Annotated in this window: 24 protein-coding genes; 5 read left to right on the top strand and 19 right to left on the bottom strand. The window is 71.8% G+C overall.

Annotated features, from left to right (window positions below; all coding sequences use genetic code 11):
- Positions 1–117 precede the first annotated feature (117 nt).
- The 5 genes from ACZ4TV_RS15440 to ACZ4TV_RS15420 all read left to right on the top strand — a co-directional run bounded on the left by ACZ4TV_RS15440 (position 118) and on the right by ACZ4TV_RS15420 (position 5,507).
- On the top strand, positions 118–1,041 hold the full coding sequence (locus ACZ4TV_RS15440) for an SCO0930 family lipoprotein (protein WP_468134731.1): 924 nt from the start codon (positions 118–120) through the stop codon (positions 1,039–1,041).
- A 102-nt stretch (positions 1,042–1,143) separates the two neighbouring features.
- A complete protein-coding gene (locus tag ACZ4TV_RS15435; protein ID WP_468134729.1) occupies positions 1,144–1,968 on the top strand; it encodes a LytR/AlgR family response regulator transcription factor in 825 nt (274 codons plus the stop codon).
- A gap of 188 nt (positions 1,969–2,156) precedes the next feature.
- Positions 2,157–2,432 (top strand): hypothetical protein, encoded by a 276-nt coding sequence (locus ACZ4TV_RS15430; RefSeq protein ID WP_468134727.1) that lies wholly within the window; start codon positions 2,157–2,159, stop codon positions 2,430–2,432.
- A gap of 112 nt (positions 2,433–2,544) precedes the next feature.
- Positions 2,545–4,275: a sodium/solute symporter gene (locus tag ACZ4TV_RS15425; protein WP_468134725.1), complete on the top strand. Its 1,731-nt coding sequence runs from the start codon at positions 2,545–2,547 to the stop codon at positions 4,273–4,275.
- Complete coding sequence (locus ACZ4TV_RS15420; RefSeq protein ID WP_468134723.1) at positions 4,272–5,507, top strand: sensor histidine kinase; 1,236 nt, start codon at positions 4,272–4,274, stop codon at positions 5,505–5,507. Before ACZ4TV_RS15425 ends, ACZ4TV_RS15420 begins: the two co-directional genes overlap by 4 nt.
- 106 nt (positions 5,508–5,613) lie before the next feature.
- On the opposite strand, the gene ACZ4TV_RS15415 is transcribed toward ACZ4TV_RS15420, so the two are convergent.
- The 19 genes from ACZ4TV_RS15415 to ACZ4TV_RS15325 all read right to left on the bottom strand — a co-directional run bounded on the left by ACZ4TV_RS15415 (position 5,614) and on the right by ACZ4TV_RS15325 (position 25,712).
- Positions 5,614–7,056, bottom strand: a complete 1,443-nt coding sequence (locus ACZ4TV_RS15415; protein ID WP_468134721.1) for a GuaB1 family IMP dehydrogenase-related protein — start codon at positions 7,054–7,056, stop codon at positions 5,614–5,616.
- A gap of 147 nt (positions 7,057–7,203) precedes the next feature.
- Complete coding sequence (locus ACZ4TV_RS15410) at positions 7,204–8,355, bottom strand: XdhC family protein (RefSeq protein ID WP_468134719.1); 1,152 nt, start codon at positions 8,353–8,355, stop codon at positions 7,204–7,206.
- Entirely contained in the window at positions 8,355–9,671 is a 1,317-nt protein-coding gene (locus ACZ4TV_RS15405) for an IS701 family transposase (RefSeq protein ID WP_468134717.1), read from the bottom strand. The genes ACZ4TV_RS15410 and ACZ4TV_RS15405 overlap by 1 nt, the downstream gene beginning before the upstream one ends.
- A 72-nt stretch (positions 9,672–9,743) precedes the next feature.
- Positions 9,744–10,391: a TMEM175 family protein gene (locus ACZ4TV_RS15400; protein ID WP_468134716.1), complete on the bottom strand. Its 648-nt coding sequence runs from the start codon at positions 10,389–10,391 to the stop codon at positions 9,744–9,746.
- A 113-nt stretch (positions 10,392–10,504) separates the two neighbouring features.
- Positions 10,505–10,846 (bottom strand): nuclear transport factor 2 family protein, encoded by a 342-nt coding sequence (locus ACZ4TV_RS15395; RefSeq protein WP_468134714.1) that lies wholly within the window; start codon positions 10,844–10,846, stop codon positions 10,505–10,507.
- A gap of 64 nt (positions 10,847–10,910) precedes the next feature.
- Positions 10,911–12,371, bottom strand: coding sequence for an ATP-binding protein (locus tag ACZ4TV_RS15390; RefSeq protein ID WP_468134712.1), 1,461 nt, complete (start codon positions 12,369–12,371; stop codon positions 10,911–10,913).
- Positions 12,368–13,537: an MFS transporter gene (locus ACZ4TV_RS15385; protein WP_468134710.1), complete on the bottom strand. Its 1,170-nt coding sequence runs from the start codon at positions 13,535–13,537 to the stop codon at positions 12,368–12,370. The genes ACZ4TV_RS15390 and ACZ4TV_RS15385 overlap by 4 nt, the downstream gene beginning before the upstream one ends.
- Before the next feature lie 141 nt (positions 13,538–13,678).
- On the bottom strand, positions 13,679–14,509 hold the full coding sequence (locus ACZ4TV_RS15380; RefSeq protein ID WP_468134708.1) for an FAD binding domain-containing protein: 831 nt from the start codon (positions 14,507–14,509) through the stop codon (positions 13,679–13,681).
- Entirely contained in the window at positions 14,506–16,911 is a 2,406-nt protein-coding gene (locus ACZ4TV_RS15375; protein ID WP_468134706.1) for a xanthine dehydrogenase family protein molybdopterin-binding subunit, read from the bottom strand. Before ACZ4TV_RS15375 ends, ACZ4TV_RS15380 begins: the two co-directional genes overlap by 4 nt.
- A 5-nt stretch (positions 16,912–16,916) precedes the next feature.
- Positions 16,917–17,441 carry a (2Fe-2S)-binding protein gene (locus ACZ4TV_RS15370; RefSeq protein WP_468134704.1) on the bottom strand — a complete coding sequence of 175 codons (525 nt, stop codon included), beginning with the start codon at positions 17,439–17,441 and terminating at the stop codon, positions 16,917–16,919.
- A gap of 2 nt (positions 17,442–17,443) precedes the next feature.
- Positions 17,444–18,160: an NADPH-dependent F420 reductase gene (locus ACZ4TV_RS15365; RefSeq protein WP_468134702.1), complete on the bottom strand. Its 717-nt coding sequence runs from the start codon at positions 18,158–18,160 to the stop codon at positions 17,444–17,446.
- Complete coding sequence (locus ACZ4TV_RS15360) at positions 18,097–19,581, bottom strand: aldehyde dehydrogenase family protein (protein ID WP_468134700.1); 1,485 nt, start codon at positions 19,579–19,581, stop codon at positions 18,097–18,099. The genes ACZ4TV_RS15365 and ACZ4TV_RS15360 overlap by 64 nt, the downstream gene beginning before the upstream one ends.
- Positions 19,582–19,621: 40 nt before the next feature.
- Positions 19,622–20,362, bottom strand: coding sequence for a type 1 glutamine amidotransferase domain-containing protein (locus tag ACZ4TV_RS15355; protein WP_468134698.1), 741 nt, complete (start codon positions 20,360–20,362; stop codon positions 19,622–19,624).
- A gap of 69 nt (positions 20,363–20,431) precedes the next feature.
- A complete protein-coding gene (locus tag ACZ4TV_RS15350) occupies positions 20,432–21,187 on the bottom strand; it encodes a MinD/ParA family ATP-binding protein (RefSeq protein ID WP_468134696.1) in 756 nt (251 codons plus the stop codon).
- Entirely contained in the window at positions 21,188–22,447 is a 1,260-nt protein-coding gene (locus tag ACZ4TV_RS15345; protein ID WP_468134694.1) for a PP2C family protein-serine/threonine phosphatase, read from the bottom strand.
- Positions 22,429–22,884: an ATP-binding protein gene (locus ACZ4TV_RS15340; protein WP_468134858.1), complete on the bottom strand. Its 456-nt coding sequence runs from the start codon at positions 22,882–22,884 to the stop codon at positions 22,429–22,431. Before ACZ4TV_RS15340 ends, ACZ4TV_RS15345 begins: the two co-directional genes overlap by 19 nt.
- Before the next feature lie 14 nt (positions 22,885–22,898).
- Complete coding sequence (locus ACZ4TV_RS15335; protein ID WP_468134692.1) at positions 22,899–23,210, bottom strand: STAS domain-containing protein; 312 nt, start codon at positions 23,208–23,210, stop codon at positions 22,899–22,901.
- A 16-nt stretch (positions 23,211–23,226) separates the two neighbouring features.
- Positions 23,227–25,365 (bottom strand): glycogen debranching protein GlgX, encoded by a 2,139-nt coding sequence (gene glgX / locus ACZ4TV_RS15330; RefSeq protein ID WP_468134690.1) that lies wholly within the window; start codon positions 25,363–25,365, stop codon positions 23,227–23,229.
- On the bottom strand, positions 25,362–25,712 hold the full coding sequence (locus ACZ4TV_RS15325) for an STAS domain-containing protein (RefSeq protein ID WP_468134688.1): 351 nt from the start codon (positions 25,710–25,712) through the stop codon (positions 25,362–25,364). The genes glgX and ACZ4TV_RS15325 overlap by 4 nt, the downstream gene beginning before the upstream one ends.
- Positions 25,713–25,746 lie beyond the last annotated feature (34 nt).

Here is a 25,746-nt window from a genome sequence, read left to right as displayed (position 1 = left end):
TGAAACAGCCCACACCGGACGCGGTGAACGGATCTCGTCCACCGCGGCGTGTCCTGAGCACAGTTGACGCCGCCACGGTGGCGGACACGACGCACACCACACGTGGGAGAGATCAAGATGGGCATCAAGCGCGGAACCACCCTGGCCGCGGCCGCGATCGCCGTCGTCCTCGCGGCGACGGCCTGCGGCCCCGGCGACGACACGGCCGGCGACACGACCAAGCCGGCCGGGGCCGCCTCCCAGGCCCCCGCGCAGGCCCCGGCCGCCGCCGCCGGGGGATCGGGTGCCGAGCCCGCCGGGCAGCTGGCGATCGCCGGCAACGACCAGCTCGGCCCGGTCCTCACCGACAGCGCCGGGCTCACCCTCTACCGCTTCGACAAGGACACCGCCAAGCCGTCGAAGTCGAACTGCGACGGGGACTGCGAGAAGGCCTGGCCGGTGGTCGCCGCGGGCGATGCCACCGCCGCGGCGGGCATGGACCCGGCACTGCTGGGCGAGGTGGTGCGCAGCGACGGCAGCAAGCAGCTGACGGTGGCGGGCTGGCCCGCGTACCGCTTCGCCAAGGACGCCAAGGCGGGCGACATCAACGGCCAGGGCGTCGGCGGCGTGTGGTTCGCGTTCGCGCCGGACGGCAAGAAGGCCGCGAAGGCGGCGCCGGCCGCCGGCGGTGCGGCCCAGGCGGGCGCGGCGCTGTCCGTGGTCAAGGACCCCAAGCTGGGCGACCACATCGTCGACGGCAAGGGCATGACCGTCTACCGGTTCAAGCCGGACACCGCGTGGCCGATGGTCTCCAAGTGCGTCGGTGACTGCCTGACCAAGTGGCCGGTCGTCCCCCCGGTGGACAAGGCCGACGCCAAGGGGATCACCGAGCGCAACTACCTGGTCCTGGACCGCCCGGACGGCAAGAAGCAGCAGACCGTCGACTGCTGGCCCGTCTACACCTTCGCCGGTGACAAGAAGCCCGGCGACATCAACGGCCAGGGCGTGGGCGGCACGTGGTACGCCGTCGCCCCCGACGGCAAGCTCATCACCGTCCAGTAGACCCCTGTCCCCCCCACCACGGTTCGCGCGGCCCCGCCCTCCTCCCCCGGAGCGGGGCCGCGCCCCGTTCCGCCCCGGCGCGCTCGTCCCTAGACTCGGCCCATGCTGCGCGTACTGGCCGTCGACGACGAGAAGCCGCTCCTTGAGGAACTGCTCTACCTGCTGCGCTCGGACCCCCGGGTGCTCAGCGCGGAGGGTGCCTCGGACGCCACCGAGGCCCTGCGCCGGGTCACCCGGGCACTGGAGTCCGGCCCGGACGGGGCCGACGGCATCGACGTGGTCTTCCTCGACATCCACATGGCCGGGCTGACCGGGCTCGACATCGCCCGGCTGCTGGCCGGGTTCGCACGCCCGCCGCTGATCGTGTTCGTCACCGCCCACGAGGGGTTCGCCGTACAGGCCTTCGACCTCAAGGCCGTGGACTACGTGCTCAAGCCCGTGCGCCCGGAGCGGCTGGCCGAGGCCGTCCGGCGCGCCTGCGCGCAACTGGGCCGGCCCGAGGAGGCGCCGTCGCCCGCCGAGGCGGTGGCGAGCCCGCCGGCAGCGGCGCCGCCCCGCCGGCCGGCCGCCGAGGTCACCGTCGCCGACCGCGCCCCGGACCAGATCGCCGTCGAACTGGGCGGGGTCACCCGCTTCGTGCCGATCGCCGACATCGCCTACGTGGAGGCGCAGGGCGACTACGCCCGCCTGCACACCGACGAGGGCAGCCACCTGGTCCGGATCCCCGTGTCCACGCTGGAGGAGCGCTGGGGGCCGCGCGGGTTCGTGCGGATCCACCGCCGCCATCTGGTGGCGCTGTCCCGGATCGACGAGATCCGGCTGGACGCGGGGAGCACCAGTGTCCGGGTCGGGTCGGCGGAACTCCAGGTCAGCCGCAGGCACGCGCGGGAGCTGCGGGACCTCCTGATGCGTCAGGCCACTGGCTGAAACCGGACCGCCGGTCGGACCCGGACGCCCGCCCGCGGCCGACCGTCCGGCGCGCGCGGGCGCCGTTCGTCGCGCCGGGAGGGACGTACGGCGATCCACGGGAGCCGCCGGCCGCACGGCCGGCGTCAACGGACCGCCGGTGCCGTCGCCCCTGCGTATCGTGGATCTTCCGGCGCGGGAGGAGCGAGATGTCCGAGATCCAGGCGCTGGTCGACGCCCTGAACGGACTGCCCCGCACCCGGCCCGCCGGGCCCGCCGAGGCCGAGGCACTGCTGGCCCGGCTCCGCAGTGCGGCCGCCCGCTGGGCCGACATCCTGTACGAGGCCGGCGAGGGCGTCCGCGAGCAGGTGCCGCCGCGCGCGGAGGCGGCCCTGACGCTGGCCTTCCGGCGCGCGGAGGAATCGTACGTGGAGCTGGAGATCGCCCTGCGCGACTGCGCGGAACACCGCGACCCGGTGATCTGACCGGGCTGGCCCCGGCCGCCCCCGGCCTGGTCCGAATCGCGCCTGTCGCCCGGTCAGGGGGCGTGCATAGACTCCGGTCAGCCCTCCTCTGCTCCAGCCGAAGGACCGACCGGTGAACCAGACGTACGCGCTGACCGCGGTCGCCGTCGTCGTCCTGGTCACGATCCTGGTCGGCGCGCTGGGCCTGCGGATATCCCGGACCACTTCCGACTTCTACGTCGCCTCGCGCACGGTGGGGCCCCGGCTGAACGCGGCGGCCATCAGCGGGGAGTACCTCTCCGCCGCGTCCTTCCTCGGGGTGGCCGGGCTGGTGCTGCTCCAGGGGCCCGACATGCTCTGGTACCCCGTGGGCTACACCGCCGGGTACGTGGTGCTGCTGGTGCTGGTGGCGGCCCCGCTGCGCCGCTCCGGCGCGTACACGCTGCCCGACTTCGCCGAGGCCCGGCTGGAGTCCCAGGCGGTGCGCCGGATCGCGGTGCTGTTCGTGGTCGGGGTCGGCTGGCTGTACCTGCTGCCGCAGTTGCAGGGGGCCGGGCTGACCCTGGAGATCCTCACCGGAGCCCCGCACTGGGTCGGGGGGCTGGTCGTCGCCTGCGTGGTGAGCGCGGCGGTGGCCGCCGGCGGGATGCGCAGCATCACCTTCGTGCAGGCCTTCCAGTACTGGCTCAAACTCACCGCCCTGCTGGTCCCCGCCTTCTTCCTGATCGCAGCCTGGGCCGGCGACGGCGCGCCGCGGGCCACCTTCGACGCCCCGGCCGTCTTCCGGGAGCACACCACCGTCACGCTCGCGCACGACGTGCGGCTGTCCGTGGAGAAGCCGCTGACCCTGACGGTGACCGGGCAGGTGGACGGCCGCAGCTACGTCTCGGTCCCACTGACCCTGGCCGCCGGCCAGCATTCCGTACGGGCCCACGCGCGGCTGGAGTTCGCCCCGGACACGCCCGTACCGGCCACCGGGGCGGAGCCGGGGCTCGGCGTGTCCAGCTGGTCGGAGCCGGTGTCCGGGGACCGGCCGCAGTACCGGCTGTACGCCACCTACGGGCTGGTCCTGGCCACCTTCCTCGGCACGATGGGCCTGCCGCACGTCGCGGTGCGGTTCTACACCAGCCCCAACGGGCGGGCCGCGCGGCGCACCACGCTGGTCGTGCTCGGGCTGGTCGGCGTCTTCTACCTGCTGCCGCCCGTGTACGGGGCGCTGGGCCGGATCTACGCCCCCGAGCTGGCCCTCACCGGCGACGCGGACGCGGCGGTGCTGGTGCTGCCCGAGCGGATGCTCGGCGGGCTGCTCGGCGAGCTGCTGGGGGCGCTGCTGGCCGGGGGCGCCTTCGCGGCGTTCCTGTCGACGGCCTCGGGGCTGACGATGGCGGTGGCCGGGGTGCTGCACCAGGACGTGCTGCCGGCGCGCGGGGTACGGAGCTTCCGCTCGGCGGCGCTCGTGGCGATCCTGGTGCCGCTGGGCGGGAGCGTGGCGGCCACGGAGGTGCCGGTGGCGGACGCGGTGGGCCTGGCCTTCGCCGTGTCGGCCTCCTCGTTCTGCCCGCTGCTGGTGCTCGGCATCTGGTGGCGCGGGCTGACCCCGCCGGGTGCGGTGGCCGGGCTGGTCACGGGCGGCGGGGCGGCGCTGAGCGCGGTGCTGGCGACCCGGGCCGGCCTCGCTCCGGCGGGCTGGATGCACACCCTGCTGGCGTGGCCGGCGGCGTGGTCGGTGCCGCTCGGCTTCCTCACGATGGTGACGGTGTCGCTGGCCACCCGGTCGCGGATCCCGGCCGGGACGGCGGCCACCCTGACCCGGCTGCACCTGCCGGAGATCGTGGCCGGGGCCCGGACGGGAGGTCCCCGGTGACGGCGGCGTTGCCGGCGGTGCTGGCGGTGGCGGGTGCGGCCCTGCTGCTGGGCGCGGGCTGGGCGGCGGGCCGGTGGCATGCCCGGCGCGGCGAACGGGCGGCCGGGCTGGACCTCGGGACACCGGTGGAGCGGGCCACCTTCCACACCCTGCACACCGCTTCGCTGGCCGCTCCCCCGCTGCGCGCCGGACTGACGGAGGACGCCGCCCGCAAGGCCGCCCGGCGGCTGCGGTCGCTGCTCGGCACCGAGGCGCTGTGCCTCACCGACCGGGAGTCGGTGCTGGCCTGGGACGGCCCGGGCGCCGACCACCACCAGCGGCGGGCGATGGCCCGGGTGGCGGTGATGCTGGAGTCGGGGCGCAGTCAGAGCGTGCGGACCGAGTGCCAGCGTCCCGACTGTCCGCTGAAGTGGGCGGTAGTGGCCCCGCTGACCGGCGAGGACGGGATGCTGGGGGCGCTGGTGGCGTACGGGTCGCGGGAGTCCGCGGTGCTGGTGCGGGCCGCGACGGAGGTCGCGCGGTGGGTGTCCGTCCAGCTGGAACTCTCCGAGCTGGACCGCTCGCGGACCCGGCTGATGGAGGCGGAGATCAAGGCGCTGCGGGCGCAGATATCCCCGCATTTCATCTTCAACTCCCTGGCGGCGATCGCCTCGTTCGTCCGGACCGATCCGGAGCGGGCCCGGGAGCTGCTGCTGGAGTTCGCGGACTTCACCCGGTACTCCTTCCGGCGCCACGGTGATTTCACCACCCTCGCCGAGGAGTTGCGCTCCATCCAGCAGTATCTGGCGCTGGCCGGTGCCCGGTTCGGCGACCGGCTGAAGGTGACCCTGCAGGTGGCGCCGGAGGTGCTGCCGGTGGCGCTGCCCTTCCTGTGCCTGCAGCCCCTCGTGGAGAACGCCGTCAAGCACGGGCTGGAGGACTCCACGCGGGAGTGCCGGATCACGATCACCGCGCAGGACGCGGGCGCGGAGGCGGTGATCACCGTCGAGGACAACGGGGTGGGCATGGATCCGGCCCTGCTGCGCCGGATCCTGGCCGGGGAACGCGGCGGTTCCTCCTCCGGCATCGGGCTGCCCAATGTCGACGAGCGGATCCGCCAGGTGTACGGGGACGAGTACGGCCCGGTCATCGAGACGGGCGTCGGCGCCGGCATGAAGGTCACCGTGCGCATTCCCAAATACCGCGCGGGCGTGCACAGTTCCCCGTCGGGACCTCATCTTCCCCGCGCCTGAACGACGCCGCGCCTCAAACGCCGGGCGGGCTGAGAAATCCAGCCCCGCCAGCGCTTGAGGCGCAGGGTTCGGGGTTCGGGGCGGAGCCCCGGCGGGCGGTGAGTGCCTAGCTCCAGCTGGCGTGCAGCGGCTTGCCCTCGGCGTAACCGGCGGCGGACTGGATGCCGACCACGGCCTTCTCCTCGAACTCCGCGAGAGACCCCGCACCGGCGTACGTGCACGAGGAACGCACACCCGCGATGATCGAGTCGATCAGGTCCTCCACACCCGGACGGGCCGGGTCGAGGAACATCCGCGAGGTGGAGATGCCCTCCTCGAACAGACCCTTGCGGGCCCGGTCGTAGGCCGACTCCTCGCTCGTGCGGTTCTGCACCGCGCGGGCGGAGGCCATGCCGAAGGACTCCTTGTAGAAGCGGCCGTCGGCGGACTGCTGCAGGTCGCCCGGGGACTCGTACGTCCCGGCGAACCAGGAGCCGATCATCACGTTGGACGCGCCGGCGGCCAGCGCCATCGCCACGTCACGCGGGTGACGGACGCCGCCGTCGGCCCACACGTGCTTGCCGTACTTCTTCGCCTCGGCCGCGCACTCCAGCACCGCGGAGAACTGCGGGCGGCCCACGCCGGTCATCATGCGGGTGGTGCACATGGCGCCGGGGCCCACACCGACCTTGATGATGTCCGCGCCGGCGTCGATCAGGTCCTTGACGCCCTCGGCGGCGACGATGTTGCCGGCCACGATCGGGACCTGCGGGTCCAGCGCGCGGACGGCCTTGATCGCGTTGATCATCGACTCCTGGTGGCCGTGCGCCGTGTCGATGACGAGCGTGTCCACGCCCGCGTCGAGCAGCTGCTTGGCCTTCTGCACGAAGTCGCCGTTGATCCCGACGGCCGCCGCGATGCGCAGCTTGCCGTTCGCGTCGGTGGCGGGCGTGTAGAGCGTCGCGCGCAGGGCGGCCTTGCGGGTGAGGATGCCGACGAGCTTGCCGTCCTTGTCGACGGCCGGGGCCAGCTTGCGGTGGCCGGCGTCGAGCTGGTTGAAGGCCTCGCCGGGGTCGATGTCGGCGTCGATGAGCAGCAGCTCCTTCGACATGACCTCGGAGAGCTGGGTGAAGCGGTCGACACCGCTCAGGTCGTGCTCGGTGACGACGCCGACCGGGCGGTCCTCGGCGTCGACGACGACACCGGCGCCGTGGGCGCGCTTGTGCAGCAGGGACAGCGCGTCGGCGACCGTCTGCGTGGGGACCAGCGTGATCGGCGTGTCGAGCACGAGGTGGCGGGTCTTCACCCAGGAGATGACGTCGGTGACGATCTCGATCGGGATGTCCTGCGGGATGACGACGAGGCCGCCGCGGCGGGCGACCGTCTCGGCCATCCGGCGGCCCGCGATGGCGGTCATGTTCGCCACGACCAGCGGAATGGTGGTGCCGGTGCCGTCGGGCGAGGAGAGGTCCACGCCCTGGCGGGAACCGACCGCGGAGCGGCTCGGCACCATGAACACATCGTCGTACGTCAGGTCGTACGGCGGCTTCAGGTCATTGAGGAAACGCACGTGCTGAACATCCCAGTCGATCGAAGGATCCTGCTAATGGCCCCGACGGGTGAGCCGAGGAAACGCACGTACTTCATTCTCCCATGACCTGGCGTTCACACGATCCGGTCCGATCGTCCAGGACATACCGGGCCCTCTGGTCGGTTCCTACGGGACCTTGCTCCCGGACGGCTCGGCGCGCCGGTGGACCGGTCCCTGGCGCCGGGCCAGCGGCAGCACGGATCCGCCGTGCCGGACCGCCGTGAATTCGGCGGCGATGGCCAGGGCCGTCTCCTCGGGGGTGCCGCCGCCGAGGTCGAGGCCGATGGGTGAGCGCAGCCGGGCCAGCGCGCAGTCCGCCACCCCCTCCTCCCGCAGCCGTCTCTCGCGTTCGGCGTGGGTGCGGCGCGATCCCATGGCTCCCACGTAGCCCAGCGGCAGCCGCAGGGCGAGCTCCAGCAGCGGTACGTCGAATTTGGCGTCGTGGGTGAGGACGCAGACGACGGTACGGGAGTCCAGGCGGCCCGCCTCCCATTGCGCGGCCAGGTGCCGGTGCGGCCAGTCGACGATCACCTCGTGGGCGTCGGGGAAGCGGGCCGGGGTCGCGAAGACGGGCCGGGCGTCACACACGGTGACCTGGTGGCCCAGGAAGGCGCCGATCCGGGCGAGGGCCGCGGCGAAGTCGATGGCCCCGTAGACGAGGAGCCGGGGCGGCTCGGCGGCCGACTCGACGAGCAGGGTCAGCGGCTCCCCGCACAGTCCGCCGGCCGTGCCGAGCTCCGCGGTGCCGGTGCGCCCGGCCAGCAGCAGCTCCCGTACCCGCCCGGCCGCGGCCCGGTCCAGGGCCGGGCCGCCGGCGAGCCCGCCCTCGTAGGAACCGTCGGCGTGGACGGCGAGCGCCCGGCCCAGCTGCCGCGGCGGGCCGGAGACAACCCGGGCGAGCGCGGCCCGTGCGCCCTCGGCGGCGGCGTCGAGCACCGAGCCGAGGACGGGCCGCACCGGGTCGTGCCCGCGCACCGGGGTGACCAGCACGTCCAGGACTCCCCCGCAGGTCAGGCCCACGGCGAAGGCGTCGTCGTCGCTGTAGCCGAAGCGGTGCAGGCCGCCTTCGCCGGAGGCGATCGCGTCGAGGCACAGCTCGTGCACGGCGGACTCCACGCAGCCACCGGAGAGGGAGCCAAGCGCGGTGCCCTTGTCGTCGACGGCGAGCGAGGCCCCGGGGCCCCTCGGCGCGCTCCCGCTGACGGCGACGACGGTGGCCAGCGCGAATTCCCGCTGCGCGGCGCACCACGCGCGCAGCTCGTCGGCTATGTCGAGCATCAGCGGATGTACTCGCGGCGCGGGGTCGGTCCGGGCAGGTGCGGGCGGGGCGGCAGCACGGCCGGGGTCGCCGACCGTGGTGCGGGGAGCCGGGCCGGCGCGACGGCCGGCCGGCTGACGGCGGAGCGGGTGGGTCCGGGGTATCCCTCGGGCACCTGTGGCCGCGAGCCGAGCAGTTTCGCGGCGTGGGCCACGCTCGCCAGGGTGGCGTGGTGGTGCCAGCCGCGGAAGGAGCGGCCCTCGAAGTCCCGGATGCCGACCGGTTCGCAGGTCTCCGTGAAGTCCAGGGAGACCCGGTCGGTGAGTTTCGCGAGCAGGAAGAGCTGGGCGAGCGGCCGGTCGCCGATGTTGGTGATCCAGAACTCGGAGGGCAGCAGGGCCGCTTCGGTCCAGGCCCCGACGAGCAGCAGCGGGATGGGCGGGGCGGTCATGGGCCGGTCCTCGCAGGGGGTGGCGAAGATCGGGGCCGAGGTCAGCAGGGTCACGGCGCCCTCGGCGCGGCCGTGCCGGGTCCATTCGACGGCGCGGCGCTGGGAGCGCAGGGAGTCGATGAGCTCGCGGGCGGGGGCGGTGTGCGGCCCGGGTTTGTGCCGGCCCGCGCCGCCGAAGGAGACGGGCAGCGAGCCGTCGACCTTGAAGACGAAGGGGATGTCCTGGAGGGTGAAGGACTCGATGCTCTGCGGCAGATCGCAGTTGGCGACCTCCATCACCACGGGCCGGCGCTGGAGTTGCCAGGTGGCGGCCATCCGCTGGACGGCGTGTACGGCGTCCTGGGCGGGGGTGAGGGAGCGGGCGGTGTCGGGGATGCCGGCCCGCCGGCGCCGCAGGAGTTCGCTGGTCCAGGGCCCGGGGAGGGTGAGGGTCCATTCGACGGGGAAGCTGGCTTCGCTGGAGGCGAGCCAGATCCCGCTGGCCTGCTGGCAGTTGGCGGTGCGGCCGAGCTGGGGGACGAACTGCCGGCCGACGCCGACCGAGCGGTCGCCGGCCTTCTCTATGACCATGGGCTGGAGCACCCAGGCCAGGGGACGCTGTGCGGTGCGTTCGAGGTGCTGCGCGAGGGAGCGGCGGACCGGGGTCCAGTCCCAGGGGGACTTGCTGATGAACTGCTGCAGGCTCTGTTCGACGGAACTGGCCCCTGTTCCGGCAATGTTACGGATTGTTTTCTTCCCGGTGGTCCGTACCAAGCCGTTCAGATAAACGCGGGCCCAGTTTCGCTGGTCCCGCCGGGGTAACGACTCGAAGAGCAGAGAGATCAGGACGTCGATCAATTCGGAGATTTCCTTCGTGGAATCCTCCGGCAGAACTACGCGAGCCATCTGGGCCTCCCCCGCGACCAGCTAGATCCGATACCCTACTTGACCCCGCAGAACGGCCGTAGGCCCCGGCGGCTACTTCCTGAGGTCGCTGGCAGTTTCGAGCCGCTCTTCCTCTACCACGAGGGGGATGGGGATCTGGTTCGCCGCATAGTAGATCGCGATCAGGAAGTGTGCGACAAGCGTGAGCGTCGCGGAGTAGAAGGCCAGCGCGACGGTGAGCGGGTAGGCGATGGCGCCGAGGCCGAAGCGTACCCGGGTGGCCCGGGCGCCGTCCTTGTCCACGTGCTCGTGGAAGAGGTGGCCGACCCGGGTGACGTACCACCAGAAGGCCAGGAACGCCAAGGCGTAGGCGACGGTGACGGCACTGTAGAGGACCGCGGCCGCGTTGGCCGAGCCGCCTTCCTCCACGAGGTGCTCGGCGAGGACGTTGGTGGTGTACGGAATCACCGAGACCACCATCAGCACCAGGAGATTCAGGAACAACAGGGGACGGTCGACCCTCTTGAGGTGACTGAAGATGGTGTGGTGGTTCACCCACATCACACCGATGATGAGGAAGCTCACCACGTAAGCGGCGTAATGGGGCCACTGTTCCCGCACTCCGTGCCAGAACTCGGACCCTGTTTCTTCCGGAACCTTCAATTCCAGAACGAGGATGGTGATGATGATGGCGAATACACCATCACTGAATGCCTCGATCCGCCCGGTTTCGTTTTCCATTGCCTCCCCTTTGCCACTTCTTGAATGAGCGCAGCGTGCCGCGCGCGGTATGAGACGCATACGGGGAGGGCGTTCCCCCGCCCTCCCCGCACACGCTACCCAGATTCGGGCCGTCAGCTGCCGAACCCGGCAGTCTGCCGCCAGATTCGGCCATCGCGGACGACAAGTGTCCCGAACGCGTGCTCCGGTTCACCGTTCAGGTTCATGATCGCGCGGTAGAAGATGGTGTCCTCGGTCTCGATGTACTCCTGGAGTTCGACGAGGGTGGGCTTCACGGTGAGATAGCCGGTGAACGTCTCGCGAACTGCTTCGATACCCACCGACGCCCCCTCGAAGCGCAGCAGTACGGCGTCATCGGTGTAGTTCTTCATCACCGCCTCGATGTCCAGGGCGGCCAGCGCGTCCATCTGGCGGACGAACACCGGGTGCAGCTTGGCGATGTCGTACGTGGCCATGTCGACTCCGTTTCAACTGGGGCAGGTCCCCACGGCGGGCTGCCGTGTCGGGTGTTGTGGCAGGTCAGGCGCAGGACCGGGCGCTGCCGGCGAAGGGCAGCCGGACCACCATCCGGGTCTCGCCGGGACGCGAGCGGGCGGTGATCGATCCGTGGTGGCGCTGGGTCACGATGCGGTAGCTCAGGTGCAGCCCCAGGCCCGTGCCCTTGCCCACGTCCTTGGTGGTGTAGAAGGGTTCGAAGATGCGCGGCAGGGACTCCTCCGGTATGCCGCGACCGGTGTCGGCGATCTCCACGACCATGCAGACGCCCTCGGCCCGGGCCCGCAGGGTCAGGGTGCCGGCGCCCTCCATGGCCTCGGCGGCGTTGTCGACCAGGTTGGTCCACACCTGGTTCAACTCGCTCGGATAGCCCGTCAGTTCGGGCAGGTCCGGCTCGTACGCGCGCACGATACTGATGCCCGCGAGCTTCGCACGCAGCACGACCAGCGTGTTCTCCAGCCCGTCGGTCACCGAGAAGCTCTGCTCGGGCGCCCGGTCGAGATTGGCGTAATCCCGGGTGGCGGCGACGAGTTGGGAGATCCTGGGACCCGCCGCCCGGAGCTCCGCGGCGAGCGACCGGATCTCCAGCAGCGCCGCCAGGTGGTCCAGGGCGCACGGCAGGGCGGGCTCGCCGACGCCCTCCAGCCGCTCCAGCAGCCAGCCCAGCTCCAGTCCGAGGTCCGAGACCCCCGAGCCGAGCAGGCCGGGCCCTTCGGTGCCCGCCTCCTCGGCCCAGTCGGCGATCTCCTCCTCGGCGTCGGCCTGGGCGAGCGGGTCGGTGGTCGCCGGTGGCGCCAGCTTGTCCAGCTCCTCGGCGAGCCGGTCGAAGACCGAGCGCTCCGCGCCCGTGGCGGCCGCCCCCCAGGCCTGGGCGGTACGGGTGAGCCGCTCCAGGGCGGGGGCCAGCTCCTGCGCGGCCCGCGCCACGGCGGCGGCCGGGTTGTTCAGCTCGTGCGCGAGTCCGGCGGCGAGGGTGCCGAGCGCTTCCACGGTGGCCCGTTTGCGGGCCTGCACCTCGGAGGACTTGATCCGCCAGGCCAGCACGGGGATCAGTACGGCGGCCACCCCGTGGCAGCGGGTCAGCATCTCGAAGAACACCGCCTTGGAGTACGCCACGACGGTGGTCGACGGTCCGCTCGCGGCCGCCGTCGCCACGTACGCGCCGTCGGTCAGCAGCGGCAGCTCGCCGGTGAACCGGTGGGCGGCCGACGGTTTGCCGTCGTGGTCCTCGGCGGCTGCGCTCTCCTCCTCGGTGGAGTGCCGGGTGAGCACCTCCTCCCGGCCGTCGACGACCTTGGTCACGACCAGCCCGCCCGAGAGCAGGACGTGGAAGCCCGTGGCCTCCTCGCCGTCCCGGAAGAGCACCTCACCATCGGCCAGGACCCGCGGCTCGGAGACCGAGACCAGCCAGTCCAGCTGTTCCTCGGTGATCCCGGCGAAGATCTCCAGCCCGCGCAGGGCGGACCTCAGCTCCCGTGGGCTCACACCGTGCTCCCCTCGGCCCTGGTGCGGGCGGCCAGCCGCAGGGTGGCCAGCAGGGCCAGCGCGCAGACCCCGGCGACGGCGGCCATGAAGCCGACCGAGGTGCGGTGCAGCCCGTGGATATTGGTGAGCATCCCGGCGAGGACCGCCGGCACGCTCATCGCGAGGTACGCGAAGACGTAGACGGCGGCGGTCAGTTCACCACGGTGCGCCGGTTCGGCGAGCCCGCTCAGCGCCCGGAAGGAGCCGAGGAAGGCTGCGCCCCAGCCACTGCCCAGGACCGCCGTGGCCACCAGGAACACGGCGGCCGAGCCCAGGCCGAGCGACAGCAGCACCAGGCCGAGCCCGGTGAGCAGACCGAACAGCCCGAGCACGGCGGTGCGCAGCGCCTCGGTGCGGCCGAGCACCAGCTGGGCGACGGTGGCGGCGCCCGCGAGCAGGGCGACCGTGGCCCCGCCGACGAGGTAGTTGGTGGACTGGAGCAGCGAGAGCGCCAGGTGCGGGCCCAGCGAGAGGTAGAAGCCGCCCACCGACCAGACGGCGACGATGGTCAGCACGAGGACGGCGAAGCGGCCGCGGGCGCCCGCCGGTACGTGGATCCGGTGCGGGACCACCCGGAAGCGGCCCCCGGCGCCCGGCGCGCTCTCCCGCATCCGGGCCACCCCCACCAGGGTCACGGCGAAGGCCCCGATCAGCAGCAGGTAGCTCAGCACCGTCGGCGCGGGCGCGTACTGGACGAGCAGTCCGGCCCCGATCCCGCCGAGCCCGATGCCCACGGTCGGGCCCGCGCTGTTGACCTGGGCGCCGAGCGCGGGCCGCGAGGGAGGGCTGAGTTCCAGCAGGGCCGCACCCATCGCCCCGGTGGCGAGGCCCACGGCCAGCCCCTGCACGGCGCGGGCGGCGAGCAGCAGCCCGAGCCCCTGGGCTCCGGCGAACAGGGCCATCGAGACGATCGCCAGGACCAGGCCGGCGGCCAGGACCGGGCGCCGGCCCAGGGTGTCGGAGAGCGAGCCGAACAGCAGCAGCCCCGCCAGCACGGTGACCGCGTACAGGGCGAAGACCACCGTGATGGTGCCGGAGGACAGCGCCCACTTCTGCTGGTAGAGCACGTAGAGGGCGGAGGGCACGGAGGAGGAGAGCATCAGCAGGACGAGGACCGCGCCCACCACCCAAAAGCCGGAGCCTCTGGGCGCACTGGCCGCATGGGCGGCTGGGTGCACGGTTACCCCCGTGATCGTCTTGGATGATTCGGCCACTGCTTCACTCAACTCCCCCGTGATGGGCCCCTGGTGGACCCGGTGATGAGCGGGTCAGGCGAGAGCCCGCTCGGCCCTCTGCAAGGCTCGGGCCGTGAGTACCCCCGCCAGGTGGCCGAGGTATTCGGCCGAGGTGCCGCGCCCCGGGACGAAGAGCTCCCGCGGCTCGGCCCGGAAGGCGGCCAGCACGGCGTCCGTGCCGTACGGGCCCCCGCGCAGCCGGTCTTCGACCCCGCGCAGCCGCAGCGCGCGGGAGGTGGCCCCGGTGACGGCGATGCGCGGGCCGGCGGGAGTGATCCGTACGGCGGTGGCGCACACCGGGTAGCGGGTGGCCCGGTCGGCGGTCTTCTCGAAGGCGGCGGCCCGGCCGGCGGCGGGCACCAGCAGGGCGGTCAGGACCGTGCCGGCGGGTGCGTCGCCCGCCGCGAACTCTTCGGCCGTCTGGGTCGACCGGCCGCCGGGGCCGGCCAGTTCGACCACGGCGTCGGCGGCGATGGCGGCGACCGGCAGGTCGGTGGCCCGTCCGGCGGCGGCGAGGTTCCCGCCGACGGTGCCGAGGTTGCGGACCTGCGGGTCGCCGTTGGAGCGGGCCGCGGCCGCCAGTTCGGGCGCCTCGGCGAGCACCAGCGGGTCCGCGGCGAGCTCGGCGAGCGTGGTGACGGCCCCGATCCGCAGCTGCCGGCCGCCGGGAGTGCGCCCGATGCCGCGCAGTTCTTCCAGCTGCCGGATGTCGACCAGCAGCCGGGCGCATTCGGCTCCGGTGCGCAGGTCGGGCAGCAGGCTCTGCCCCCCGGCCAGTACCCGGGCCCCGCGCGTCCCGGACAGCAGGGCCAGCGCCTCGTCGAGGCCGGCGGGCCGGACGTAGTCGAAGTCGGTGAGGATCACTGGGCTTCCCCTCTCAGGCGGCGCCAGACCTTCTCGGGGGTGACCGGCATGTCGATGTGCTGGACGCCCAGGTCGGAGAGGGCGTCGACGACCGCGTTGACGACGGCGGCGGCGGGCGGGACGGTGGCGATCTCGCCCGCGCCCTTGGCACCGAGCGGGTTGTGCGGGCTGGGCGTGACGGTCTTGTCGAGCGCGAAGAAGGGCACGTCGGCGGCGCGCGGGAGGGCGTAGTGGCCCAGGTCGGCGCTGACGAGCCCCCCGTTCTCGTCGTATTCGGCGACCTCCATCAGGGCCTGGCCGAGGCCGTGGACGATGCTGCCCTCGATCTGGCCGAGGACGATCTTCGGGTTGCCGATGTTCCCGGCGTCGTCGACGGCGGTGTAGGCCACCACCTCGGTCTCGCCGGTCAGTTCGTCGATCTCGACGACGGCGACGTGCGTCCCGAAGGGGTAGTTGAAGTCCGGCGGGTCGAAGTGGGTGGTCTCGTCGAGGGCCGGCTCGATCTCCGGGGGCAGCCCCCAGCCGTACCACATGGCCATCGCCAGCTCGGCGAAGGTCTTGGCGTTCTCCTCGTTGCCCTCTTCGTGGACCTTGCCGTCCGCGTAGACCACCTTGTCCTCGGGAACGCCCAGGAAGACGGCGCCGGCCCGGACCAGCTTGCTCTTGATCTTCCGGGCCGTGAGGGCGACGGCGGGCGCGGCCATGCTGTAGGAGCGGGAGCCGTAGGTGCCCTGCCCGTACGGGGCCTTTTGCGTGTCGCCTTCGAGGACCTGGACGGTGTCCGGGTCGATGCCGAGCTCGTCGGCGGCGACCTGCGCGAAGACGGTGCCGTGGCTCTGGCCGGTGGAGGCGGAGCCCACGGTGACGGTGACCTCGCCGGTGGGGTGGACGCGGATGTTGGCGCTCTCCCAGGTGCCGCCGAGCATGCCCTCCTGGGACATCCGGGTGGAGGGGCCGACCCCGCAGATGGCGACGTAGGTGGCGAGGCCGACGCCGAGGCGCTTGCCGCGGGTGCGGGCCTCGGCCTTGCGGGCGGGCATGTCGGCGTAGCCCGACAGCTCGATCGCCCGGTCGAAGTTCAGCTGGTAGTTCCCGGAGTCGTAGGTCCAGCCGAGGCCGTTGTCGTACGGGAACTTCTCCTTCGGCACCAGGTTCTTGCGCCGCACGGCCGCCGGGTCCATGCCGATCTCGGAGGCGTACCGGTCGACCAGGCGCTCCATGAGGAAGGCGGCCTCGGCGCGCCCGCTGCCGCGCTGGGCGCCGAGCGAGACGGTGTTGGTGAAGGCGGCGTAGACCTCGCAGAAGGCCGCGTCGATGTCGTACATCCCGCTGATGGAGCGGCCCATCAGGGCGGTGGCGACACCCGGGCCGATCGTCGAGGGGTACGCGCCGAGGTTGGCGTAGCTGGTGCAGCGCACGGCGGTGATGCGGCCGTCGCGGGTGCCGGCGAGGGTGACGTGCTGGCGGTGGTCGCGGCCCTGGACGGTGGAGTTCATCAGTCCGGTGCGGGTGTCCACCCACTTCACGGGGCGCCCGAGGGCCTTGGAGAGCAGCAGGACCAGGGGCATGTCGGGGTAGAGGTAGCCCTTGGTGCCGAAGCTGCCGCCGACGGTCGGGGCGATCACCCGGAGTTTGTTGAAGGGGATGCCGAGGACCAGCGCGGAGAGCAGGAAGCGGTGGTTGTGCGGGCCCTGGGTGGAGGCGTAGAGCGTGTACTCGCCGGTGGCGGCGTTGTAGTCGCCGACCGCGCCGCGCGGCTCGATGGGGCTGTTGATCGTGCGCTGGTTCACGAGGTCGAGCTCGACCGTGACCTCGGCCTCGGCGATGGCCGCGTCGGTGCGGTCCTTGTCGCCGCAGGTCCAGTACGCGTTCAGGTTGCCCGGGACGGCCTCGTGCAGCTGGGGCGCGCCGTCGGCGAGCGCCTCGTCGGCCCGGGTGACCACGGGCAGCGGCTCGTACTCGACGGAGATGGCGGCCAGCGCCGCGGCGGCCTGGCGCGGGGTCTCGGCGACGACCACGGCGATGGGGTCGCCGACGTGCCGCACGGTGTCGCCGGTGAGGACCGGGCGGGCGCCCGGAAGTCCGTAGGGGTGCGGCGGGAAGTGGCTCTCGACCCCGCCGGGTATCCAGATGCAGGGCAGCGGCATGACGTCGGTGAAGTCGGCCGCGGTGGCCACCTTCAGCACGCCGGGCAACTGCTCGGCGGCCTTGGTCTCGATGGAGAGGATCTTCGCGTGGGCCACGGTGCTGCCGAGGATGGCCATGTGGGCGGTGCCGGGCAGGTCGATGTCCGCCACGTACGTCGCCTCGCCGCGCAGCAGCTGCGGATCCTCACGGCTGTCCAGGGGGCGGCCGAGCACGCCGTCGCCGGGGAGGGCGCTCTCCCCCGTCATTGCGGTCATGTCCCTCACGCCTCCTGTCCGGCAGCGGTGGATGCGGCGGCGGTGCCGGACGCGGAGAGACCGGCGGGCACCTCGGCGCGGGAGGCCGCGCAGGCGCGCTGCACTCCCCGTACGACGCTGTGGTAGCCGGTGCAGCGGCACAGGTTGCCCGTGAGCCACTCGCGGATCTCGGGCTCGGTGGGGGCCTCGCCGTCGGCGGTGGAGTCGACGAGCTCGCCGAGGGCCATGACCATGCCGGGGGTGCAGAAGCCGCACTGGGTGCCGTGCTCCTGGCGCAGCGCCTCCTGGAGACCGGACAGTTCACCGCCGGGGGTGGTGACGCCCTCGATGGTGGCCACCTCGCGGCCGGCGGCCGCGGCGGTGAGGACCAGGCAGCTCTTGACCGACCGGCCGTCGAGCCGGACGACGCAGGAGCCGCACTGGCCGGTGTCGCAGCCGACCTTGGTACCGGTCAGTCCGAGGCCGTCGCGGAGCCGTTCCACGAGCAGTTCGTTCGGCTGCGCCGAGAATTGCTCAGGTCTTCCGTTCACGTTCAGTGTGATATCCATGCCAGCGCCTGCGCTTCCGTGAGCGGCCGGTTGAAGAGGGGCCCGCCGGGCTGTTGGAGAATTCCTCCGGAATGCAGCGGGCCGGTGTCGACGGGCGCGAATCCCAGATCCGTGATGATTCCCGCGACGATTTCCTTCGCTTTCACGTCGTCGCCCGCGGTGAAATGTGCCAGGCGCTCTCCGGGTGCGGTGCCCGCGACGGCGAGGGTTTCGAAATGCATGGTGTTCAGGGATTTCACGACCTGGGCGGCGGGATACCACTCGGCGACCAGGTCGCTGGAGCCGCGCCCGCCGAGGTCGGCGGGCGCGCCGGGGCCGCTGAACGCGTTCGTGGCGTCCACCAGCACCTTGTCCTGCACGACGTGCGGCGGGAGCAGTCCCCGCACCCTGTCGAAGGGCACCATCAGCACCAGGAGTTCGGCCTGGCCGGCGGCCTCGGCGGGGTGCGCCGCCGAGGCCGCCCGTCCCAGCTCGGCCACGAGCGGGCCGAGGGTCTGCGGGCCCCGGGCGTTGGCGAGGACGACCTGGTGGCCTGCCGCCACGAGGATCCTGGCCAGGGTCGAGCCGATCCGCCCGGTGCCGATGATGCCTGTCCGCATTGACGCTCCTCGGGAAGGGGTCTCCGTACGTGCCGGTCTCAGTCCAGGCCGATCCAGACGGACTTGGTCTGGGTGTAGCTCTCCATCGACTCGGGGCCGCATTCGCGGCCGTAGCCGGAGGCCTTGTAGCCGCCGTAGGGCACGGAGGGGTCGTACTGGTTGTAGCAATTGACCCAGACCGTGCCGGCCTTGATCTGCGAGGCGACCCGGTGGGCCCGCCGCAGGTCCTTGGTGTGGACGCCGGCGGCGAGGCCGTACGCGCTGTCGTTGGCGATGCGTACGGCGTCCTCCTCGGTGTCGAAGGGGATGATCGACAGGACCGGGCCGAAGATCTCCTCCTGGGCGATCCGCATCCCGTTGTCGACGCCGGTGAAGACGGTGGGCAGGAAGTACAGGCCCTGGCTGGAGGCGCCCTCGGGGGTCCAGCCGGTGCCGCCGGTGCGCAGCACGGCGCCTTCCTTCTCGCCCACCTCGATGTACGAGCTGACCTTGTCGAACTGGCCGCGGTGGGCCAGGGGCCCGAAGAGGGTGGCCGGGTCGCGCGGGTCGCCGGGCTTGAGGGCGGTGGCCCGGCGGACCAGGCGCTCGACCATCTCGTCGTGGATGGGGCGGTGCAGCAGCAGGCGGGAGCCGGCGGTGCAGATCTCGCCCTTGTTGTAGTAGATGCCGAAGAAGGCGAGTTCCTCGGCGGCGTCGAGGTCGGCGTCGGCGAAGACGATGTTGGCGGACTTGCCGCCGAGCTCCATCGTCACCTTCTTCAGGGTGCCGGCCGCCTTGCGGATGATGGACTGGCCGACCACGGTGGAGCCGGTGAAGGCGATCTTGTCGATGTCCGGGTGGTCGGTGAGGGTCTCCCCCAGTTCCACGCCGGGACCGGTGATCACGTTCAGCACCCCGTCCGGGATCTCCGCCTCCTGGAAGAGCTCGGCGATCTTCAGGGCGGTGAGCGGGGTCGCCGGTGACGGCTTGTGGACCACCGTGTTCCCCGCCGCGAGCGCCGGTGCGATCTTCGTCATCGACAGCAGCAGCGGGAAGTTGAACGGGGTGATCGCGCAGACCACGCCCAGCGGTTCGCGCAGGGTGTAGGCGAGCTGTCCGCCGGCCGGGGCCCGCGAGGAGCCGTCGACGCGGGTCACGGCCCCGGCGTAGTAGTGCATGAGCTGGGCGGCCATCGGGGCGTCGACCGTGCTGGAGAAGGCGAACGGCTTGCCCATGTCCACGGTCTCCAGCAGGGCGATCTCCTCCAGGTCGCGCTCGATGAGCTCACCGACCCGGTTCAGTCGCAGCGCGCGCTCCTGGGCGGAGAGTCTGCTCCACGGACCTTCCTCGTACGCCGTGCGGGCGGCGGCGACGGCCGCGTCCGCGTCGGCCGCGGTGGCCTGGGCCACCGGCACGATCTCCTGTCCGTCCACGGGGCTGATGTCGGGCTCGGTGCGGCCGTCCTGGGCCGGAACCCATTTGCCGCCGATGAACAGCTTCCCGGGATTGGCCAGGGGCTGGCCGCTCAGCTCACGCTTGGTCATGGCTGCCTTCCGGTGTCGAGTGCGGGGGGCGGGGGCGGTACTAGCCCTTCGTGAGCTGCCGTAAGAAGGTCTCGGCGAGGGCCTTGGAGGAGTACGGGTTCTGGCCGGTCGTCAGCTTGCGGTCCACGACCACGTGCGAGTCCCAGATCGCTTCGGCCTTCTCGTAGCGCGCGCCGAGCCGGGTGAGCTCGATCTCCAGGATCAGCGGGAGCCGGCCGGCCATGTTGGTGACCAGTTCCTCGCTGTGCGAGAAGGCCGTCATCCGGTAGCCCTCGAACGGCCAGCGGCCTTCGCCGTCGCGCAGCGCGAGCAGCGAGGTGTGGCCGTGGCAGACGGTGGCGAGGGGCTTGTCCTGGGCGATGACCCAGCGCAGGATCTGGGCGAGTTCGTCGGACTTGGGCAGGTCGCCGATGGCGCCGTGGCCGCCGCTGACGTACACGCCGTCGTAGTCGGCGATGTCCTTCTCGGTGAGGGACTCCAGTGCGAGGGGCGCCCTGAGCTGGGGGGTGTTCTCGATGACCCGGACGTACTCGGCGGCGTTGGCCGCGTCCTCGTCCGGCGAACCCTGGGGGCGGACCCACTGGAGGAACTGGGGGTCGATGCTCGTCTGGTCGACCGTGGGCGCCCGGCCCCCGATCGTCGCCACGTCCACGTCGTGGCCGGCCGCCTTGAAGAGCGAGAAGGGAACGACGAATTCCTCGGCCCAGAATCCCGAGGGGTGCTGTTCGCCGTCCAGGAGATGCAGTGTGGCCTTGGCCGTCATGACGACGAGAATCTTCATGATTCTCTCCTTGTTCTGGATTCGCTGCCGATTCAACACGCCCCCCGCAGGGGGCGTAAGGGGGTGACGTCAGGCCCGCGATACTTCGTCACGTGCGTCCAACGCCGAGATGATGGTGCGGAATTCACCGACCAGGAGGTGGTCGGGATGGGCTTCTGCGAATATGCGCTCCCCGTAGAGGGCCGCCATTTCCGGCGAGTACGGAAGGATCCCGGCCAGCGGTGCCCCGTAGACCGCCTCGGAGCGCCGCCGGGCCGCTTCCCGGTCGATGCCCTCTGGGGCCATGCTCAGCACCAGGGTCCGTCGGCAGGTCAGGCGCCCGGCGAGGGCGATGGTCTCCTCGACCCCGGAGAGGTCGATCCGGTCGGCCCTGGCCATGATCATCAGTACGTCGGCGCTCGCCATGGCGGTCACCGACTCGTTGTTGAGCCCGGCGTGGGTGTCGAGCAGCAGCACGTCGAGCGCGTAGTGCCGGGCCAGCCGGTCGAAGCCCTCCGGCAGCAGGCCCACGTCGTAGCCGCTGGTCATGAGCTCGCGCAGGGCGGCCGTCCCGGTCCGGGCCGGTACGACGTACAGCCGTCCCGGACCGCAGCCGGTGCCCACCTGCTGGGCGGTGGCCTCGATCTCGCAGCGGCCCAGCAGGTAGTCGGCGAGGGAGGCGCCGGGTCCTAGCCGGAACAGCAGGTCGAGGGTGGGTGACTGGATGTCGGTGTCCACCACCCCCACCCGGCGTCCCCCGGCCGCGATGAGCAGCGCGAGGTTCGCCAGGACCGAGGACTTCCCGGTGCCACCGCGGTGCGAGTGCACCACGATGGTGCGGGTCATCTAGGCCACCACCTTATGACTGGCACCGTTCGCGTGCGGCCCCCGCGCCGCGCGTGGCCGGTGCAGGGCCAGCATGGTGACGTCGTCGTGCTGTTCGGCGGTGCCGGTGTGTTCGCGCACCGCCAGGTCGATCCGGTCGACCACGTCCTTGCCGCTCACCTGGGTGCCGGCGAGCAGTTCCAGCATCCGTTCGTCCCCGAGGAAGCTGCCGTTCGGGCAGCGTGCCTCGGGCACTCCGTCGGTGAACACGAACAGGGTGTCGCCCGGGTTCAGCTGGGCGTAGCCGAGGGTGTAGACGCAGTCGGGCAGGACCCCGACCGCCGGTCCGGTGGTGTCCAGGGCGAGGGGCGGGCTGCCGTCGGCGGGCAGCAGGAGGGGCGGGTTGTGGCCGCCGTTGATGTAGACGAGGCTGCCGGTGAGCGGGTCCAGCACCCCGAAGAACAGGGTGGCGAAGTAGCCCTGCCGCAGGTGGTTGCGGGTGAGGTAGCCGTTGGTGGCGGTGACCGCGTTGAGCAGCGGGGTGGCGCCGACGACCGGGATGCGCCGGCTGCCGCCGGTGCGTCCGGCGGCGACCAGGTGCTGCAGGCCGCTGTTCTGTGCGGTGTGCCGCAGCAGGGAGCGGATCAGTGCCATGAAGAGCGCGGCGCCGACCCCCTTGTCGCAGACGTCGGCGACGACGAACGCGAGCCGGCGGCCGCGGGAGATCTCGAACACGTCGTAGAAGTCCCCGGCGACCTGCCGGGCGGGCCGGAACCGGACGTCGATCTCCCAGCCCGCGGGAACGGGCAGCGATTCGGGCAGGAAGCCGGCCTGGATCTCCCGGCCGATCTCCAGCTCCTTCTCGTAGCCCATGAGTTCGGCGCGGGCGTCGGCCTCGCGCAGGGTGCGGCCGAGCCCGGCGCGCTCCGAGCAGCTGTGCAGCCGTGCCCCGACGAGGGCGGGCAGGAAGGGCGGTACGAGGTAGTCGTGCCCGATCCGGACGTGTTCCTCCAGGGCGGCGAACTCCGTCACGGTCCAGACGACCACGATGGGTGCCCCGGCCCAGCGGCGCAGCCGCCGTACGGCCATCCGTACGGCCTCCCCGTCGGACTCGGCCGGGGCGAGCAGGACGTCCGCGACGGGCAGGTCCTCCATCGGGCCGTCCCGCAGCTCCGTCAGCGTGCGGGTGACGAGCGACGCGTCCATCGTCCGCAGGGCGTCGAGCAGCTCGGGCGGCGGTGGCGGGTACTCGTCGAGGATGATCACAGTCGTGGAGGGCATCGGTCCGTCTCCTCAGCCTTCACAGTCAGCGTGCTGATGTTGCGGCCGTCCCTGTGCGCGTAGCTGAACTCGTCCACGCTGGTCAGCGCCAGGTGGATGCCGAGGCCGCCGATCCGCCGGTCCTCCGGGGGGACCCCGGGGCAGGGGGGCAGGCGGCCTTCGACGGGGTCGAAGGGGGGTGCGGAGTCCTCGATGACGATCCGCACCCCGCCCGGGCCGGAGCGGCCCCGGACGGTGATCCGTCCGTCACCGCCCCGGTACCCGTGCATCACGATGTTCGTGGCCAGTTCGTCCACGGCCAGCCGGAGCCGGTAGGCGGCGCCCTTGTCCAGGCCCGCCCGTCCGGCCAGCCGCAGGACGAACGAGGCGATGTCGCCCAGTGCCCCCACCGTCGCGGGCACCTCCAGCACGCGGGACGTCCTCGCCAGTTCGACCATGTCAGTCACGGTGGTCACTCATCGGTGAGAACGATGCTGCGGTCGAGCCCTGCCGTCCGGATGGTCCGGGACACGGGCTCGATGGCACCGACCACCTTGATGGTGACGTTGTTCGCGACCTTCTGCTGGGCGAAGACCAGGGAGCGCAGTCCGGCGCTGGCCATGTAGCCGACGCCGGCCATCCTGATCTCGACGGTGCTGGTGCCGTGCCCGGCGGCCTTCTCGATCATCTGGTGGAAGTCCGGCGCGGTCTTGGCGTCCAGCTCGCCCGTCAGCTCGATCACGGTGGTGTCGCCCTCGATGCTCAGGGACACGGAAAGCGGCATGTCAGGTCTCCTTCGGTCAGGGCGTGTCGGGATCGTTCGTGCGGCCCACCAGGATCACGACCGAGCGCGGGCCGATCAGGTACTTCCCGGCGTTGTCCAGCTCCTGCTCGGTGCCGGGGGTGCGGATGTCGTGCGGTGCCTCGGCCCCGGTGTCGGCGAACAGGTGCCAGCTCCGGCCTCCCGGCAGGGCGGGCAGTTCCAGGTCGTGCGACTCCCAGTGCGCGTTCATGGCCACGTACACCACGTCGTCGTCCCCGGTGCCGCAGCGGGCCACCGCCAGCAGCCGGCTCTCGGCCGACCAGTCGGGCTGCCAGGCCCGCTCCCCGTGCCAGCTGATGTCCGGCAGGCCGAGGTTCTCGCGGACCTGGCCGGTGGGATGGGAGGTGGAGCGCAGTTCGCGGTGGTGCTTGCGGAAGGCGATCATCTCCCGCGTGAACCGGAGCAGTTCGGCGTTCTCGTCGACCTGGTCCCAGTCGAACCAGGACAGTTCGTTGTCCTGGCAGTACGTGTTGTTGTTGCCCGCCTGCGTCCGGGCGACCTCGTCCCCGGCCAGCAGCATCGGGATGCCCTGGCTGGTGAAGAGGATGGCCAGGGCGTTCTTCATCTGCCGGGTGCGCAGCGCGTTGATCTCCGGGTCGTCGGTGGGACCCTCGACGCCGCAGTTCCAGCTGTTGTTGTCGTTGGCACCGTCGTTGTTGTTCTCGCCGTTGGCCTCGTTGTGCTTGTCGTTGTAGGAGACCAGGTCGGCGAGGGTGAAACCGTCGTGCGCGGTCAGGAAGTTGACCGAGGCCGCGGTGCCGCGGCTGGAGTACAGGTCGGGCGAGCCGGCGATACGGGTGGCCAGCTCGCCGATGACCCCGGAGTCGCCCTTGAGGAAGCTGCGCACGGTGTCGCGGTACTTGCCGTTCCACTCCGCCCAGCGGCCGTACGCCGGGAAGTTGCCGACCTCGTAGAGGCCGCCGGCGTCCCAGGCCTCGGCGATGAGCTTGGTGTGCCGCAGGACCGGATCGTAGGCGAGAAGTTCCAGCAGCGGCGGGTTGGGCAGCGGCGTGCCGTCCAGGGCCCGGCCGAGGATGGCCGCGAGGTCGAAGCGGAAGCCGTCGATGTGGTAGTCGGCGACCCAGTGGCGCAGGCAGTCGAGCACGAAGTTGCGCACGACGGGGTGGTTGCAGTTGACCGTGTTGCCCGTGCCGCTGAAGTTGAAGTAGTACCCCTCCGGCGTGAGCATGTAGTAGGTGGCGTTGTCGAGCCCCTTGAAGGAGATCGTCGGGCCCTGCTCGTTGCCCTCGGCGGTGTGGTTGAAGACGACGTCGAGAATGACCTCGATGCCGGCCGCGTGCAGGTCCTTGATCAGGGTGCGGAACTCGTCGCCCTGCATCCCGTACCGCCCGGTGGCCGCGTAGCCGGCTTTGGGCGCGAAGAAGGAGACGGTGTTGTAGCCCCAGTAGTCGAAGAGCCGCTCGCCCGTCTCCGGGTTGGAGCGCGGGTTGTCGCTCTCGTCGAACTCGAACACCGGGAGCAGCTCGACGCAGTTGACCCCGAGTTCCTTGAGGTACGGGATCTTCTCGCGCAGCCCCGCGAAGGTGCCCGGGGCGGTGACCTGCGAGTTGGGGTGCCGGGTGAAGCCGCGCACGTGGGTCTCGTACACGACGAGGTCCTCGGCGGGGATGCCCAGCGGTGTGTCGTCGCCCCAGTCGAAGTCCTGGAGGCAGACGCGGGAGCGGTACTGGTAGCCGCGGCTGCGGTCCGGCTCCACGCCCCACACGTCGCGGCCGGCGATCAGCCGGGCGTACGGGTCGGAGAGGACCTGCCGGGCGTCGAAGCGGTGGCCGGAGACCGGGTCGTAGGGGCCGTCGGCCCGGTACCCGTACTCGATGTTCTCGTGGTCGAGGCCGAAGACGGTCATGGCGAAGACGCTGCCGGTGCGGAATTCCTCGGGGAACTCCAGTTCGGCCATCGGCTCGGGCTCTCCGCGCTTGTAGATGACCAGGGTCATGGAGGTGGCCTGGTCGGAGAAGACGGAGAAGCTGATCCCGCCGGGGACCACATTGGCCCCGAAGGGGAACGGTTTGCCGGCGCGGACGCGGTACCCGCCCACCTCGTGGGTCGGGTACGCGTCGACGCGCAGGACCTGCTCGCTCTGGGCCTCGGTCATCGCGCGGCCTTGGCCTTGGCCTTGGCGGCCGCCGCGACGGCCTCCCCGCTCTCGAAGAAGTCGAGGAAGCCGGTGGCCGACATGACGAACCGGACTTCCTCGCTCACCCCGTAGAGGGTGACGGCGACTCCGACGTGCTGGGCCTCGCGGTAGGCGACGAGCAGCGTGCGCAGGCCCGCGCTGGAGACGTAGGTGACGGCCGTGAGGTCGATCCGCAGCGGCTTGCCCTCGCGGACCAGCGGCAGCAGGGTCTGGAGCAGGGCTCCGGACGTCTCGCTGTTGATCTCACCGGTGGCGACGAGCACGGTGCCCGCCTTGTTCCGGCGTTCCTTCAGGTTGAGAGTCATTGCATTCCCCTCTGGTTGGGGCGCCCCCCGTTGA

The sequence above is a fragment of the Streptomyces sp. NPDC028910 genome (assembly GCF_055564955.1).
Note: the sequence above shows the minus strand (reverse complement) of the source record. Positions and strands in the feature narration are given on the sequence as shown.

What these genes read in the sequence shown, in the direction of transcription:
- ACZ4TV_RS15440 (WP_468134731.1), top strand. Translation starts at nt 118, where the DNA reads ATGGGCATCAAGCGCGGAACCACCCTGGCCGCGGCCGCGATCGCCGTC.
- ACZ4TV_RS15435 (WP_468134729.1), top strand. Translation starts at nt 1,144, where the DNA reads ATGCTGCGCGTACTGGCCGTCGACGACGAGAAGCCGCTCCTTGAGGAA.
- ACZ4TV_RS15430 (WP_468134727.1), top strand. Translation starts at nt 2,157, where the DNA reads ATGTCCGAGATCCAGGCGCTGGTCGACGCCCTGAACGGACTGCCCCGC.
- ACZ4TV_RS15410 (WP_468134719.1), bottom strand. Translation starts at nt 8,355, where the DNA reads ATGCTCGACATAGCCGACGAGCTGCGCGCGTGGTGCGCCGCGCAGCGG.
- ACZ4TV_RS15405 (WP_468134717.1), bottom strand. Translation starts at nt 9,671, where the DNA reads ATGGCTCGCGTAGTTCTGCCGGAGGATTCCACGAAGGAAATCTCCGAA.
- ACZ4TV_RS15400 (WP_468134716.1), bottom strand. Translation starts at nt 10,391, where the DNA reads ATGGAAAACGAAACCGGGCGGATCGAGGCATTCAGTGATGGTGTATTC.
- ACZ4TV_RS15395 (WP_468134714.1), bottom strand. Translation starts at nt 10,846, where the DNA reads ATGGCCACGTACGACATCGCCAAGCTGCACCCGGTGTTCGTCCGCCAG.
- ACZ4TV_RS15375 (WP_468134706.1), bottom strand. Translation starts at nt 16,911, where the DNA reads ATGACCGCAATGACGGGGGAGAGCGCCCTCCCCGGCGACGGCGTGCTC.
- ACZ4TV_RS15365 (WP_468134702.1), bottom strand. Translation starts at nt 18,160, where the DNA reads ATGCGGCCCCGAGTCGATGGAGAGCTACACCCAGACCAAGTCCGTCTG.
- ACZ4TV_RS15360 (WP_468134700.1), bottom strand. Translation starts at nt 19,581, where the DNA reads ATGACCAAGCGTGAGCTGAGCGGCCAGCCCCTGGCCAATCCCGGGAAG.
- ACZ4TV_RS15355 (WP_468134698.1), bottom strand. Translation starts at nt 20,362, where the DNA reads ATGAAGATTCTCGTCGTCATGACGGCCAAGGCCACACTGCATCTCCTG.
- ACZ4TV_RS15350 (WP_468134696.1), bottom strand. Translation starts at nt 21,187, where the DNA reads ATGACCCGCACCATCGTGGTGCACTCGCACCGCGGTGGCACCGGGAAG.
- ACZ4TV_RS15345 (WP_468134694.1), bottom strand. Translation starts at nt 22,447, where the DNA reads ATGCCCTCCACGACTGTGATCATCCTCGACGAGTACCCGCCACCGCCG.
- ACZ4TV_RS15340 (WP_468134858.1), bottom strand. Translation starts at nt 22,884, where the DNA reads ATGGTCGAACTGGCGAGGACGTCCCGCGTGCTGGAGGTGCCCGCGACG.
- ACZ4TV_RS15335 (WP_468134692.1), bottom strand. Translation starts at nt 23,210, where the DNA reads ATGCCGCTTTCCGTGTCCCTGAGCATCGAGGGCGACACCACCGTGATC.
- glgX (WP_468134690.1), bottom strand. Translation starts at nt 25,365, where the DNA reads ATGACCGAGGCCCAGAGCGAGCAGGTCCTGCGCGTCGACGCGTACCCG.
- ACZ4TV_RS15325 (WP_468134688.1), bottom strand. Translation starts at nt 25,712, where the DNA reads ATGACTCTCAACCTGAAGGAACGCCGGAACAAGGCGGGCACCGTGCTC.